This is a genomic window from Roseomonas genomospecies 6 (assembly GCF_008365375.1).
Lineage (GTDB): Bacteria > Pseudomonadota > Alphaproteobacteria > Azospirillales > Azospirillaceae > Azospirillum.
Map to the genome: position 1 here is coordinate 62,147 of NZ_QOKW01000003.1, position 12,998 is coordinate 75,144.

12 protein-coding genes are annotated in these 12,998 nt (G+C 69.9%); 4 read left to right on the forward strand and 8 right to left on the reverse strand.

Features of this window, described 5'->3' with window-relative positions:
- Positions 1-81: 81 nt before the first annotated feature.
- The 5 genes from DS843_RS04850 to DS843_RS04870 form a co-directional block, all read right to left on the reverse strand.
- Positions 82-984, reverse strand: a complete 903-nt coding sequence (locus DS843_RS04850) for an RNA polymerase factor sigma-32 (RefSeq protein WP_149467760.1) — start codon at positions 982-984, stop codon at positions 82-84.
- Between the two features lie 260 nt (positions 985-1,244).
- Entirely contained in the window at positions 1,245-2,060 is an 816-nt protein-coding gene (locus DS843_RS04855) for a hypothetical protein (protein ID WP_149467761.1), read from the reverse strand.
- Positions 2,061-2,258: 198 nt separating this feature from the next.
- Positions 2,259-2,759 (reverse strand): CarD family transcriptional regulator, encoded by a 501-nt coding sequence (locus tag DS843_RS04860; RefSeq protein ID WP_014238739.1) that lies wholly within the window; start codon positions 2,757-2,759, stop codon positions 2,259-2,261.
- 334 nt (positions 2,760-3,093) lie between these two features.
- Positions 3,094-3,423, reverse strand: coding sequence for a ferredoxin FdxA (fdxA, locus tag DS843_RS04865; RefSeq protein ID WP_149467762.1), 330 nt, complete (start codon positions 3,421-3,423; stop codon positions 3,094-3,096).
- Positions 3,424-3,556: 133 nt separating this feature from the next.
- Entirely contained in the window at positions 3,557-4,480 is a 924-nt protein-coding gene (locus DS843_RS04870) for a LysR family transcriptional regulator (protein WP_149467763.1), read from the reverse strand.
- A gap of 112 nt (positions 4,481-4,592) precedes the next feature.
- Here DS843_RS04870 and DS843_RS04875 point away from each other — a divergent pair, with 112 nt between their 5' ends.
- The 3 genes from DS843_RS04875 to DS843_RS04885 all read left to right on the forward strand — a co-directional run bounded on the left by DS843_RS04875 (position 4,593) and on the right by DS843_RS04885 (position 6,970).
- Positions 4,593-5,786 carry a YbfB/YjiJ family MFS transporter gene (locus tag DS843_RS04875; protein ID WP_286191936.1) on the forward strand — a complete coding sequence of 398 codons (1,194 nt, stop codon included), beginning with the start codon at positions 4,593-4,595 and terminating at the stop codon, positions 5,784-5,786.
- Between the two features lie 10 nt (positions 5,787-5,796).
- On the forward strand, positions 5,797-6,411 hold the full coding sequence (locus DS843_RS04880; protein ID WP_149467764.1) for a DUF938 domain-containing protein: 615 nt from the start codon (positions 5,797-5,799) through the stop codon (positions 6,409-6,411).
- Between the two features lie 127 nt (positions 6,412-6,538).
- Positions 6,539-6,970: a CBS domain-containing protein gene (locus DS843_RS04885; RefSeq protein ID WP_286191937.1), complete on the forward strand. Its 432-nt coding sequence runs from the start codon at positions 6,539-6,541 to the stop codon at positions 6,968-6,970.
- A gap of 73 nt (positions 6,971-7,043) precedes the next feature.
- Here DS843_RS04885 and DS843_RS04890 read toward each other — a convergent pair whose 3' ends face one another.
- The 3 genes from DS843_RS04890 to DS843_RS04900 form a co-directional block, all read right to left on the reverse strand.
- Positions 7,044-7,775, reverse strand: coding sequence for a TerC family protein (locus DS843_RS04890; RefSeq protein WP_149467765.1), 732 nt, complete (start codon positions 7,773-7,775; stop codon positions 7,044-7,046).
- A gap of 122 nt (positions 7,776-7,897) precedes the next feature.
- On the reverse strand, positions 7,898-8,332 hold the full coding sequence (locus DS843_RS04895; protein ID WP_149467766.1) for an RNA-binding S4 domain-containing protein: 435 nt from the start codon (positions 8,330-8,332) through the stop codon (positions 7,898-7,900).
- 145 nt (positions 8,333-8,477) lie between these two features.
- Complete coding sequence (locus tag DS843_RS04900; RefSeq protein ID WP_167525200.1) at positions 8,478-10,991, reverse strand: helicase-related protein; 2,514 nt, start codon at positions 10,989-10,991, stop codon at positions 8,478-8,480.
- Positions 10,992-11,153: 162 nt separating this feature from the next.
- Here DS843_RS04900 and DS843_RS04905 point away from each other — a divergent pair, with 162 nt between their 5' ends.
- On the forward strand, positions 11,154-12,773 hold the full coding sequence (locus tag DS843_RS04905; RefSeq protein WP_149467767.1) for a hypothetical protein: 1,620 nt from the start codon (positions 11,154-11,156) through the stop codon (positions 12,771-12,773).
- The last annotated feature ends 225 nt before the right edge of the window (positions 12,774-12,998 follow it).

Here is a 12,998-nt window from a genome sequence, read left to right on the forward strand (position 1 = left end):
TACCTCCCCTGCGCCACGATCCGCAGCGGTTGTTTTCGTCTCGTCCGCGCGGGCGGGAACAAGGATCGGAGAAACCCTCCTCTACGCGTCCGCCAGCAGATCCCCGAATCCCTCCACCCGCTTCAGCATCGACTGGCGCAGCTTCAGCAGGGCGCGGTGTTCGAGCTGGCGCACACGCTCCTTGCTGACGCCCAGTTCGCGGCCCAACTCCTCCAGCGTGGCGCCTTCCTCGCGCAGGCGGCGCTCCTGGATGATGGTGCGTTCGCGCGGGCTGAGTTCGCCCAGCGCCTCCGCCAGCCATTGCGAACGGGTGCGGCTGTCACGCATGCCGATCACCACCTCCTCCGGCGAGGGGCGCTGGTCGGCCAGGAAATCCTGCCAGTCCTCGTCGGACCCGTCGGCGACCGGGGAGTTCAGCGACTGGTCGGAGGCGGACAGGCGCATCTCCATCGCCTCCACCTCCGTCACGTCCACCTGGAGTTCACCGGCGATCCATTCCCGCCCTTCCTTGGTCAGGCCGTTTCCGGACCCGGTTCCGCCCTGGCTGAGGCTCTCGATGCGGGCGCGCAGGCGGCGCAGGTTGAAGAACAGCGACTTCTGCGCGGCGGTCGTGCCGGTGCGGACGATGGACCAGTTGCGCAGGATGTAGTCCTGCATGGCGGAGCGAATCCACCAGGCCGCGTAGGTGGAGAAGCGCACCTCGCGGTCCGGTTCGAACCGGCTGGCCGCCTGCATCAGCCCGACGTTGCCCTCCTGGACCAGATCGCCCATCGGCAGGCCGTAATTGCGGAAACGCGCCGCGGTCGCCACCACCAGCCGGGTGTAGGCCCGGACCAACTCGTGCAAGGCCCGTTCGTCCCCGGCCTCGCGCCATTTCCGGGCCAGATCGAATTCGTGGTCGCGCGTCAGCAGAGGCTCACGCATGGACGCCTTGATGAAACTCAGGTTCGCGCGCTGAGTCTCGGGATCGTCGATGTAGGCCATACGTCCCTTCCTTCCCATCTGGGCGGCCGCGTTTTCAGGCTGCTCATGCCCTGTGCTGCGGAGTCCGAAGGGGTCGACCCCTCAGGTCCGGTGGTCCGTCGGTTGGTCACGGGTTGCCGACGGTTGGGACAACAGCCTTTCCCCTCGCCCTGTTGCACTGTGATACGCAGGACAAGACGCTTCGGATCATCCGGACCGGAAGGGAATCGGTGGCGGATGCCGGGGGGATGGGTAAGCCGGGCAGGAAAAAGGGAGATGGATCAGACCTGGAACAGGTCCAGGATCTCACCCGAAGGCGACAGACAGCCGCAGACGAGGTGCCCACCCCATCCGCAATTGCCATCCAAGGTCGCCACATGGTCGGTCACGGCGACGCCCTTGCGGGCCGGGTCATAGCCCCGGACGACGCGGGTGAAACCGCCGTAAGGCCCTGACATCTGGGCGAAACCGGGCGCTCCCCACCAGAAGGCGTCGCCCTGGTGCGCCAGCGGGCGGCGGGTGTCCACACCGGCGCTGACCAGCAGCACGCCCCCCTCCCCGCTTTCCGGACCGGTGCAGTAGGCGGCGCGGCGCAGGGAGTTGAACACATTTTCGTGACCGGGCTGCGCGTGCATCGCCTGACGCAGCCCCTGGGTCCAGCGGCCGAGCGTCATGGTGCCGCCGCGGGCCGCCGCCATGCCCTGCTCCACCGTGCCGCCATAGGCGGCCAGCGTGGTCCCGGCGCCGTGGCGGGTCATCCAGTCGAGCACCTGCTGCGGGTCGGGGGCGAACTGGAGCTGAAGCAGCTTGTGCCACATCTCCTCCTGCGCGCCGCGCAGATAGACGATGTCGCCGGCCTCCATGCCGCGCCAGCTCAGCAGCCAGGTGCGGAAGGCCAGAAGCGCGTCCACCGTCTCCAACACCCGCTCGCCCCAGCCGACCATGTTGCCGAGATAGACCAGCCGGTCGCCGGGCAGGAAGCGCGCCGCGATCACCTCGTGCACGGCGTGGAGATGATCGGTCTGAGCGTGGATCGAGCCGACGGCCCAGACGCGCCGCGGGTTTCGGAGATCGATGAATTTCTGCGCTTCAGACATGCCGGAGACGCTCACCCCATCCAGCGGTCACGGACCGGCCCAGAACAGGCCGGGGGCGGGAGTGTAGGCGCCGCGCAGGCCCGGCGAAAGACGAAAACTCAAGACAAAGGCGCGGCCAATCCGCCGCGCCTTCATCGTCAACATCGGACCCTGACCGGAGTTCCCTCTCCCGAGGCGGAAGAGGGCTTTCACCCGAGTTCAGGCGGCCTTCTTCAGGACCAGTTCCAGCCGCTCGGTGGCCTTGGTCTCGTCGATCTTCTCGACGGCGGCCAACTCGCGGGCCAGACGCTCCAGGGCGGCCTGATAGATCTGGCGCTCGCTGTAGGACTGGTCGGACTGGTCGGCGCCGCGGTACAGGTCGCGCACGACCTCCGCGATGGCCACCGGGTCGCCGGAGTTGATCTTGGCCTCATACTCCTGGGCGCGGCGGCTCCACATCGTGCGGCGGACGCGCGAACGGCCCTGCAGCGTCTCCAGGGCGACCTTGATCCGGTCCTTGGTGCTGAGGCGGCGCAGGCCGGCGGCCTTGGCCTTGCCGACCGGAACCTTGAGCGTCATGCGCTCTTTTTCGAACGTGATCGCGTAGAGCTGAACATCCATGCCAGCGATGCTGTGGGTCTCGATGCCCTCGACCCGACCGACGCCATGGGCCGGGTAGACGACGAAGTCACCGGCCTCGAAGTCAAGCTTGTTCGACATTTGGGTTGGCTCTCACTTCTCGCGATCGCGCCATTTTGCCGCCCCGGTGGAGGGGGCGAAAAAGGCCCGGTGACAACCGCGCACCGTGGGGATGGGGTCCTCCACGCCGCGCACTGTTGCACTGAGCCCTTGGTCTATGGGAAATCCGGCAATGACGCTGAGGCCGGCTCCGGGCGCGGATTATAGCAATGTTAAGGTCCGGTTACAAAGGTTACCCGCGGGCAGCCGTCTGGATTCCGACGTTGCCCGCCGATGGCCGACCTGTCCATTTTGCATGGCGGCAAATCCACGCCATGCACCGCGATAGCCCCGACTCCGCTCAAGCCCCCGCTTTTCAGCCCGCCTTGGGGGAGAAGAACTTCTCGTACTTGCCGTCCACGCCCTTCATCGCATCGGCGTCCGGCAGGGCGTCCTTCTTGCGGGTCAGGTTGGGCCACTGGCCGGCGTACTCGCGGTTCAGCTCCATCCACTTCTCCGCGCGGCCGTCGGTGTCGGGCACGATGGCTTCCGCCGGGCATTCCGGCTCGCACACGCCGCAGTCGATGCACTCATCCGGGTGGATGACCAGCATGTTCTCGCCCTCGTAGAAGCAGTCCACGGGGCAGACCTCGACGCAATCGGTGTACTTGCACTTGATGCAGTCTTCCGTCACGACGTAGGGCATGATTCGTTCTCCGCTGTTCTCGCCAGTTCCGGCGGTGTTCACGCGCCGGGGTTCGAGTCGCTTCGATAGACGCTTCGACTGACGTTCTCGCGCGTGGTCTGGATATAGACCTTAGCCTGATCGCGGCGCTTGCCTAGCACGCCGCCCGAGACGGGATCAACCCCGCCGGTTGTGTGGGCGCTTGCGACGCAGCCCCGCCCCCCGAATTCCCCGCGGCGACCGCTTCCAAAAAGGCGCGCAGCGCCACCGTCTCCACCGAATCCGCCCTGCGGACGAAACGGGTGGGCATGCGCGCCAGTTCCGGCGGCAGCGGGCGGGCGGTGAACAGGCCGCGCCAGGGTTCCCGCTCCACCACGGCACGGGGCAGCACGGTGACGCCCATGCCGGCGCCGACGCAGCCCAGGATGGCCTCCAGCGACCCGAACTCCATCAGGCGGTAGGGAACCCGCCCCGCTTCGCGCATCGCCGTCTCCGCCCGCGCGCGGTAGGCGCAGCCGCGCCGGAAGGCCAGCAGGGTGTTCCGCCCCGACTCGCTGGTGATGCCGCAGACGGGTTCGACCAGCACCAGTTCCTCGTCGAACACCGGCTGGCTGACCAGTTCCGGGTGCTCCACCGCCCCGGAGACGAAGGCGCCGTCGATGCGCCCGGCCAGCACCTCCCCCAGCATGGTCTCGGTGGGGCCGGGGACGATGGTCAGTTCGACGTCGGGATTCTCCGCGTGGAAGCGGGCGAGGATCGGCGGCAGCCGCACGGCGGCGGTCGTCTCCATGGTGCCCACGGCCAGCCGGCCGCCACGCCCCGCCGCATCGGCTACCGCGTCGCGCGCCTGGGCGACGAGGCGCAGCACCCGGTCGGCGTAATCGGCCAGCACCCGCCCGGCGGGCGTCGGAGCCATGCCGCGGCTGAGCCGCAGGAACAGCGGCACGCCCAGATCCTCCTCCAGCCGCTTCAGCCGGGCGGTCACGTTGGACTGGACGCAGTTCAGGGTTTCCGCCGCCCGGCTGACGCTGCCGGTGTCCGCCACCGCCTTCACCACACGCAGGCCCGCGAGATCCATCGCTTTCTCCCATCACCGTGAGTGAAGCATAGCATCGAAACAATTCATTGGAAATGAGGGGTACGCCGCGCGAGGATGAGCGCACACGAATAACGCGAACCTGTCGGGGGAAATGATGGTCCGGGTGCTGATCGGCGGCGTGCTGGCGCTGGCCATCGCCATGGGTGTGGGACGCTTCGCCTTCACGCCGATCCTGCCGGCCATGCAGGCGGCCACCGGGCTTGGCACCGACGCCGCCGGGCTGCTCGCCTCGCTCAACTATCTCGGCTATTTCCTGGGGGCGCTGGGAGCCGGGCTGGTGCCCCACGGCGCGGTGCGCACCGCGGTCTTCCGCACCGCGCTGATCGCCAGCGTCACCTCCACCGCCGGCATGGGCTTCACCGAGGACATGGCGGTCTGGGCGGTGCTGCGCTTCGTCTCCGGGCTGGCCAGCGCCGGCATGTTCATCCTGGGCATCGCCATGACCCTGGACGCTCTGGCCCGCGCCGGGCGGGAGGCGTGGACCGGCTGGCTCTACACCGGCGTCGGCATCGGAATCGCGTCGAGCGGCCTGTTCGTCGCCCTGATGGGGGAGCGGCTGGGCTGGCGCGGCGACTGGCTGTGGCTGGGGCTGGCCTGCCTGGGCTTCGGCACGCTGTCCTGGCTGTGGGTGACCGATCCGCCGCGCGAGCCCCACCATACCGCCGCCGCCGGAAGCGCCGTCCATGGCCGCGCGCTCCCCTCCGCCCCGCTGGTTCTGCTGACGCTGGCCTATTTCCTGGAGGGCGGCGGCTACATCGTCACCGGCACCTTCCTGGTCGCCATCCTGAAGACCATGCCGGAGACGGCGCAATTGGGCGCCGCGGCCTGGATGGTCACCGGGCTGGCGGCCATGCCCTCCGGCATCATCTGGGCGGCGGCGGGGCGGCGGCTCGGCCCCTGGCGGGCGCTGATCCTCGCCCATGTCGTGCAGGCGGTGGGCATCCTGCTGCCCATCACCGGGTCGCCGACGGCGGCCGTGGTGTCGGCGGCGCTGTTCGGCGGGACCTTCATCGGGATCGTCACCCTGTCCTTCACGCTGGGCCGGCAGTTGTCGGGCGGGGCCTCGGCGCGCGTCATCGGCGCGCTGACCGCCGTCTATGGGCTGGGGCAGATCATCGGCCCGATACCGGCGGGGCTGGTGGTGGAGCGCACCGGCAGCTTCGACTCCGCCCTGATGGGAGCCGCCGCGGCGGTTCTGGCCGGCGCGCTCCTTCTCGCCGCCGGGGCCTGGATGGCCGGGCGCCGCGACCCCGCCGCGGTTGCCCTGCGCGCCGGGCGGGGGTAGCCTGCCCGTCATGTTCGATCCGCTGCACCCCGAGGACTCCCGCCGCCACGCCCCCGCGACGGAGCGCAACCGCGCGCCCATCCTGGAGGTGCTGCGCCGCACCCTGCCACCGCAAGGTCTGGTGCTGGAGGTGGCGAGCGGCACCGGCCAGCACGCCGCCGCCTTCGCCGGGGCGCTGCCCGGCGTGATCTGGCAGCCGAGCGATCCCGACCCGGCCCTGCGGGACAGCATCCGCGCCTGGGCCGCTGCGGCGACTCTGCCCAACCTGCGGGAGCCGCTGGACCTCGACGCCGCCTCCGCCGGCTGGCCGATCCGGAGCGCCGACGCGGTGGTCTGCATCAACATGATCCACATCGCCCCGTGGCAGGCGGCGCTCGGCCTGTTCGCCGGGGCGGAGCGGCTGTTGCCGGCGGGCGGGCCGCTGCTGCTCTACGGCCCCTTCCGGCGCGGCGGGCGCCACACCGCCCCCAGCAACGCCGCCTTCGACGCCGACCTGAAGGCCCGCAACCCCGCCTGGGGAGTCCGCGACCTGGACGCGGTGGAGCGCGCCGCGGCGGGCTTCACCCTGGCCGAGGTGGCGGAGATGCCCGCCAACAACCTGACCGTCGTGCTGCGCCGCCGCTGACGGCCGCCCCCCGATTTCGGACCACCCCTTTCGAGGTGCGGTGTTCTGCCGCAGTTTTGCACCCGCGAGATTTGCTATTGTTTCCCCGCAGCGCTTGAGTTTGTAAACAAATTACAATTTGGGGGAAATGATGAAGCGGAAGCTGGTTCCGGACGTGGTGAAGTCGCAGGAACTCATCCTGGTGACGGAGGACACCTCCGTCCTGACCGTGTCGAAGCTGATGGCGGAGAAGAACATCGGCGCCGTCCTGGTGGTCAACCATGGCGACCTCGTCGGCATCGTCACGGAGCGCGACCTGAACAACAAGGTGCTCTCCACCCAGATCGACGTGCTGGAGACCGAAGTGTCGGCGATCATGACCCGCAACCCGGACACCCTGCCCCCGGACGCGGACGCCATCGACGCGCTGACCCTGATGCAGTCGAAGCATTACCGCCACCTGCCCATCACCCAGGGCAAGCGCGCGGTCGGCATCGTCTCCATCCGCGACCTGTTCAAGCTCGCCTACGAGCATCTGGTGGAGGAGGTGGAGTTCCGCGACAATCTGATGCGGACCTGATCCCGAACGAAGAACGGGCCGCCCCCGGCGAAGGGACGGCCCGTCGAAACGCCTGTTCAGGAAGGCCGGAGCGTCAGTGCGCTTCGGCCTTCTTCCGTTTGCGGCGGGCGGCGGCCATCAGGTTCAGCGCCTCGACCAGCGTCGAGAAGGCGATGGCGAAGTACAGATAGCCCTTCGGGATGTGGAAGCCGAAGCCGTCGGCGATCAGCGCCACGCCGACCAGCAGCAGGAAGGACAGGGCCAGCATCTTCACGGTGACGTGGCGGTTCACGAAGTCGCCCACCGGTCGGGCGGCGAACAGCATCACCGCCATGGCGATGACGACGGCGGTGACCATCACCGGCAGATCGTTGGACATGCCGACCGCGGTGATCACGCTGTCCAGCGAGAAGACGATGTCCAGCACGATGATCTGCCCGACCACCGCGCCGAAGCTGGCGATCTTGGGGGCGGCGCTGTCCTCCTCGTGGCCTTCCACGGTGTTGTGGATCTCGATGGTGCCCTTGGCCAGCAGGAACAGGCCGCCGCCCAGAAGGATCAGGTCGCGGCCCGAGAAGCCCATGCCGAACACGGTGATCAGCGGTTCCGTCAGGGTCGCCACCCAGGAGATGGAGGCGAGCAGCGCCAACCGCATCAGGAGCGCCAGCGCCAGACCGAGCTGCCGGGCCTTCTGCTGCTGGTGGACCGGCAGCTTGGCCGCCATGATCGAAATGAAGATGATGTTGTCGATGCCGAGCACGATCTCCAACGCGGTGAGCGTCAGGAGGCTGGCCCAGACCTGCGGGTCGGAGAACAGTTCGAGCATTGGGAGGGATGGCTCCGGAAAAATCGCCCGTTGCGGGATTATTTTGCGCAAATGAGGGTGCGGTGCCCGAATGGCAATGGCCCCGCTTGCGCCTCGCCGCCGCTTTTCCCAGCGGTTCCGGCTTACTCCTCTCCGTAGAGCTGGTCGAGCGCCCGGCGGTCGCGCTTGGTCGGACGCCCGGCGCCGGGCTCCCGCGGGGCCGGCGGCGCGCGGTAGGGGTCCTGGATCGCCTCCTCCCGCACCGGCGGGGCGAGGTCCTCGTAAAGGGCTTGCGCCTCCGGCGCCGGGCCGCGCCGGCTGCCGAGCGCGATCACCTTGATCACGCGGATGTGCCGCCCCTGCGGAAAGGTCAGCACATCGCCCGGCTTCACCGCGTAATGCGCCTTGTTCACCACCGTGCCGGACACCCGCAAGCCGCCGCCGTTGCACAGCTTCGCCGCGAGGCTGCGCGTCTTGAAGAAGCGCGCGAACCACAGCCACTTGTCGATCCGCAGACGCCCTGCCGGGGTGGGGTCGGAGTCGGGGAGGTTGTCGTCGTTGTCATCAAGGTCGGTCATGCGGCGCCCCCACCCTTCCCACGGCTGACGCCGTGGGCCCCTTCCCTCCCCCGCTGGGCAGGGGAGGGGGTTTTCCACCACGCAAACGTCATCCCTTCCCCCGCCCAGCGGGGGAGGGTTAGGGTGGGGGCAAGTGTATATCTCTTCATCCAATTCCCGAAAGCTGGCGCAGCTTGGCGAAGGGGTGGTCGGCGTTGACGGGGGCCTCGCGGCGGGGCTTGCCGCGCGGGTTGCGGCGGCGGCGCCAGGAGACCGTTCCATCCTCCGCCACGGAGCGCGTGTAGCCAAGCCCCTTCATCACCGCCCCCAGCTCGTCCGGCTTGGCGCCGATCATCTGGGCCAGCGCCGGTTCGGTCACCGCCCGGCCCTCCTTGGCGGCGGTCAGCAGCTCGGTCTCCAGCCGGTCGAGCATGTCCACCCGCAGCGCACGCGGCCCCGCCGCCGGATAGCCGATGGCCTCCCAGAAGGCGGGCGGCGCGCCCGTGGCCTCGACCGACACGCGGCCCGGCGGCGGGATCGGCACGGGCAGGGGCAGCCGGTGCTTCACCGCCCACAGCAGCCCGCGCAGCTCCACCGCCCCCGGCTTGGCGAGCGCCGTCAGGTAGAGGTGCGACACGCCGAGCCGCACCCCGTGGCGGGACAGCGCCTTGCGGTCGGCCTTCTCCAGCCCCTCCACCAGCGGGGCGACCGGCGCGCGGGGCATCGCCCCCATGTTCTCGACGAGCTGGAAGGCCAGCCCCCGCGCGGCACCCGTCAGATCCGCCGCGTCGCGCAACGCCAGCAGGGGGCGCAGCCGGGCGGCGACGCGGTCCTTCAGCCAGCGCTCCAGCCGGGCGCGCACCCGGTCGAGCTGACCCTGGTCGAGCAGCCCCTCGTCGAAGGGCAGAACCGCCGGGGTGAGCACGGACGGGCCGGGGCCGAGCCGGGCCACCGGCAGCCCGTCCGCCGTCAGCACCCCGTCCGGCCCGAGAGCGAACACGTCGTCCGGTTCCTGCTCGAAGGCGCGCAGGCGGGACGCCACCTCCTCGCGCAGCGCGCGGCGGGCGGCGGTCAGCAGGGACTTGGCCTCCTCCGACCGTTCCGGCGCGTCGGGGACGAAGCGGAAGCCCTCCAGCCGGCCCACCGGGTGGCCTTCCACCACCACCTCCCCGTCGGCGCGCACGCCGCCGATCAGCTCCCGCCCGTCCTTCAGCGTGCGGACCAGAGTGGCGGAGCGGCGGTCGATGAAGCGCTGGGTCAGCCGCTCGTGCAGGGCGTCGGACAGCTTGTCCTCGATGGCGCGGGTGCGGGCCTGCCAGTGCACGGGATCGGTCAGCCAGGAGGGCCGGTTGGAGATGTAGGTCCAGGTGCGGATGTGGGCGATGCGGGCGACCAGCGCGTCGATGTCGCCCTCCGTGCGGTCCAGCCGGGCGATCTGCTTGGCCGCCCAATCCTCGTCCAGCCGCCCGATGCCGGTGCGCAACTGCCGGAAGATCTGCCCGAGCAGCCGCGTGTGGGCGTCCGACAGCACCTTGCGGAAGTCGGGGATCTGGCAGACCTCCCAGAGCAGGCGCACATTGTCGCGGCCCTTGGCGAGGTCCATCACCTCATGGTCGCGGGCCAGCGCCTGGAGCGCCAGATGGTCGTCGGCGTCGCGGGCGCGCAGCAGCTCCGGGATCGGCGGGCGCTCCTCCAGCGACTTCAGCAGGAAGCCCGGCGTGTCGAAGCGCAGCTTGCTGTTGCGCCACATCAGCGTCTTGATGGTATCGAACTGGTGGTTCTCGACGCGGTCGACCACGTCGGCTTCCAGTTCCCCCACCTCGTCGGTGGTGCCGAAGGTGCCGTCGCACATGTGCCGCCCGGCGCGCCCGGCGATCTGCGCCACCTCCGGCGCGCGCAGGCGGCGCGGGGCGAAGCCGTCGAACTTCACGATGCGGGCGAAGGCCACATGGTCCACGTCCATGTTCAGCCCCATGCCGATGGCGTCGGTCGCCACCAGATAATCCACCTCCCCCGCCTGATAGAGCCCGACCTGCGCGTTGCGGGTGCGCGGGCTGAGCGCCCCCAGCACCACCGCCGTGCCGCCGCGCTGGCGCCGGATCATCTCGGCCAGCGCGTAGACGTCGGTCGCCGAGAAGGCCACGACGCAGGAGCGCGGCGGCAGGCGCGTCAGCTTGCGGTAGCCGGCATAGGTCAGTTGCGAGAAGCGCGGGCGGCTGATGAACTCGACCCGCGGCACCAGCCGGCGGATCAGCGGCTGGATGGTGTCGGAGCCGAGGAACATCGTCTCCACCAGCCCGCGCGCGTTCAGCAGCCGGTCGGTGAAGATGTGCCCGCGCTCCGGATCGGCGCAGAGCTGCACCTCGTCCACCGCCAGGAAGTCCACCGCCCGGTCCAGCGGCATGGATTCCACCGTGCAGACCCAATAGGACGGGCTGGGCGGCAGGATCTTCTCCTCCCCCGTCACCAGGGCCACGGCGTTCCGGCCCTTGATCGACACGATGCGGTCGTAGTTCTCGCGGGCCAGCAGGCGCAGCGGAAAGCCGATCATCCCCGTCCGGTGGCCGAGCATGCGCTCGATGGCGAGATGGGTTTTCCCGGTGTTGGTCGGCCCCAGCACGGCGACCACCCGGCCACCCGCACCCAGACCGCCCCCGGACGAAGAAAGGACAGAGGTCATAGGGGTAAGTTTTGGGCCTGGGAACCGGCAATGCAAGCGTCAGGGCGGCCGTGCCGTGCTGCGATGCCGCACTCTTCGGAGAGTGGTATAAGACGACGGGCCTGTGGACCGGCACCGGTTATCCCGTCTACCCTTTGCGCGCTCCACCCAAAGGGATTCCTCATGCGCCGTTTTCCCGCCCGTCCGCTCGCCGCCGCGCTGATGCTCGCAACCCTGGCGCTGCCGCCCGCCACGGCCCGCGCGGACGCCCCCCCGGTGACGGAGGATGGCGCCAAGGCGCTCGCCGCCGCGCTGAAGGACGGACTGGCCCGCTGGTTCCCGAAGGGCAAGGACGACGCGACCGAGCTGCGCTGGTCCGGCGATCCGGTGGCGACTCCCGCCGGCGACCATTACAAGGTGGCCCTGCCCGCCCTGACCGCCGTGTCGGACGACGGCACCACCGCCAACATCGGCACCATCCGCCTGACCGTGAAGCCGCAGGACGGCAACACCCACGCCGTCACCGCCACCCTGCCCGACCACGTCGCCATCCTGGACAACGGCAAGCCGTCCGCCAGCATCCGGCTGGGCCGCCAGCGCATCAGCGCCCTGTGGTCCGGCACCTACGAGGCGGCGCTGTCCATGGACGCGGAGCTTGGCGACCTGTCCGTCACCAGCGACCGCAAGAACAAGAAGGGCAAGAAGGACGACAGCGCCCTGACCGTCGGCGCCATCACCGTCGCCGGGGAGCTGAAGCCGGACGGCACCGCCGCCGCCGGTACCCCGTTGTGGAGCGGCCCGGGCGCCATGTCGGTCAGCAACCTGCGCTTCGTCGACGAGGCGAAGAAGGAGGTGCTGAACCTCGCCGGCCTCACCATGGAGGGCACCTACACCCGCGTCGACCTCGCCCGCGCCGACGCCATGCAGCGGCTGACCCAGGCCCACGCCCTGGCCGGCACCCAGCCCCCGGCGGCGGAGCTGATCCCGCTGATGCAGGGCCTGATGGCCGGGGCCAGCGGGCGCGTCCGCCTGTCCGGCCTGAAGGCCCTGAACCCGGAGGACGGCACCCGCCTCGCCCTCGGCCAGCTCGTCCTGAGCGGCAGCGCCGAGGATCTAGACAAGCCGATGGCCTCCTCCACCTTCGGGATCGAATCCAGCGGCCTGTCGCTGGAGCCGGAGGTGGCGCCGAAGTCCTTCATGCCGGACAAGCTGGACCTTCACATCACCACCGCGAAGCTGCCGACCGCCTCGCTCTGGCGGGCCTTCGCCGACCTCGCCGCGCTTGCCGAGACGCAGGCCGACGCGGACGCGGAAGGCGACGAGGAGGAGGACGAAGAGGAAGCCGCCCAGGCCGACGAGGCGGAAGTGGCGGCCATCGGCAACCGGCTGATGGGCGCCATGGCGGAGGTTGGGACCGAACTGCGCATCGACCGCTTCGTCGTCAACACGCCGGCCACCTCCGGCACCATGACCGGCGCCATGCGCATGGCCGCCAACTCCGCCTTCGGCGCGGTGGGCAGTTCCACCGTGCTGCTGCGCGGGCTGGACGCCGCGGCCAAGGCGATGCAGCCCAAGCCGGGCCGGAAGGCCGACGAGGACACCCAGAACGTTTTGGGCGTGATCGCCATGCTCCAGGCGTTCGGACAGGCGTCCAAGGACGACGCCGGCAACGACGTCCGCAGCTACAAGATCGACGTCACGGAAACCGGCCAGCTCCTGCTGAACGGCGCCGACATGAGCGCGCTGATGGGCATGGGCCAGCCGACGCCGGAGCCGGAGCCGATCCAGGGGAAGAAGCGCTGAGGTTTGGGGCGGGTTGCCCCCACCCTTCCCACGGCTTCGCCGCGGGTCCCTTCCCTCCCCCGCTGCGCAGGGGAGGGAAACTTAGTCCCCTCCCTCGCGCAGCGGGGGAGGGTTAGGGAGGGGGCAACAGTTCCCCATCCCAGCACGCACCCACTCCGGTTGCGAAACTCCACGCCGACGCCAGCCGCCGCTCTTGCATGGGGCGGCGCACTCCCACATATCTGC

Excerpts from the sequence above, each read along its gene's own strand:
- DS843_RS04850 (WP_149467760.1), bottom strand. The coding sequence starts at position 984 with ATGGCCTACATCGACGATCCCGAGACTCAGCGCGCGAACCTGAGTTTC.
- DS843_RS04855 (WP_149467761.1), bottom strand. The coding sequence starts at position 2,060 with ATGTCTGAAGCGCAGAAATTCATCGATCTCCGAAACCCGCGGCGCGTC.
- DS843_RS04860 (WP_014238739.1), bottom strand. The coding sequence starts at position 2,759 with ATGTCGAACAAGCTTGACTTCGAGGCCGGTGACTTCGTCGTCTACCCG.
- fdxA (WP_149467762.1), bottom strand. The coding sequence starts at position 3,423 with ATGCCCTACGTCGTGACGGAAGACTGCATCAAGTGCAAGTACACCGAT.
- DS843_RS04870 (WP_149467763.1), bottom strand. The coding sequence starts at position 4,480 with ATGGATCTCGCGGGCCTGCGTGTGGTGAAGGCGGTGGCGGACACCGGC.
- DS843_RS04875 (WP_286191936.1), top strand. The coding sequence starts at position 4,593 with ATGATGGTCCGGGTGCTGATCGGCGGCGTGCTGGCGCTGGCCATCGCC.
- DS843_RS04880 (WP_149467764.1), top strand. The coding sequence starts at position 5,797 with ATGTTCGATCCGCTGCACCCCGAGGACTCCCGCCGCCACGCCCCCGCG.
- DS843_RS04885 (WP_286191937.1), top strand. The coding sequence starts at position 6,539 with ATGATGAAGCGGAAGCTGGTTCCGGACGTGGTGAAGTCGCAGGAACTC.
- DS843_RS04890 (WP_149467765.1), bottom strand. The coding sequence starts at position 7,775 with ATGCTCGAACTGTTCTCCGACCCGCAGGTCTGGGCCAGCCTCCTGACG.
- DS843_RS04895 (WP_149467766.1), bottom strand. The coding sequence starts at position 8,332 with ATGACCGACCTTGATGACAACGACGACAACCTCCCCGACTCCGACCCC.
- DS843_RS04900 (WP_167525200.1), bottom strand. The coding sequence starts at position 10,991 with ATGACCTCTGTCCTTTCTTCGTCCGGGGGCGGTCTGGGTGCGGGTGGC.
- DS843_RS04905 (WP_149467767.1), top strand. The coding sequence starts at position 11,154 with ATGCGCCGTTTTCCCGCCCGTCCGCTCGCCGCCGCGCTGATGCTCGCA.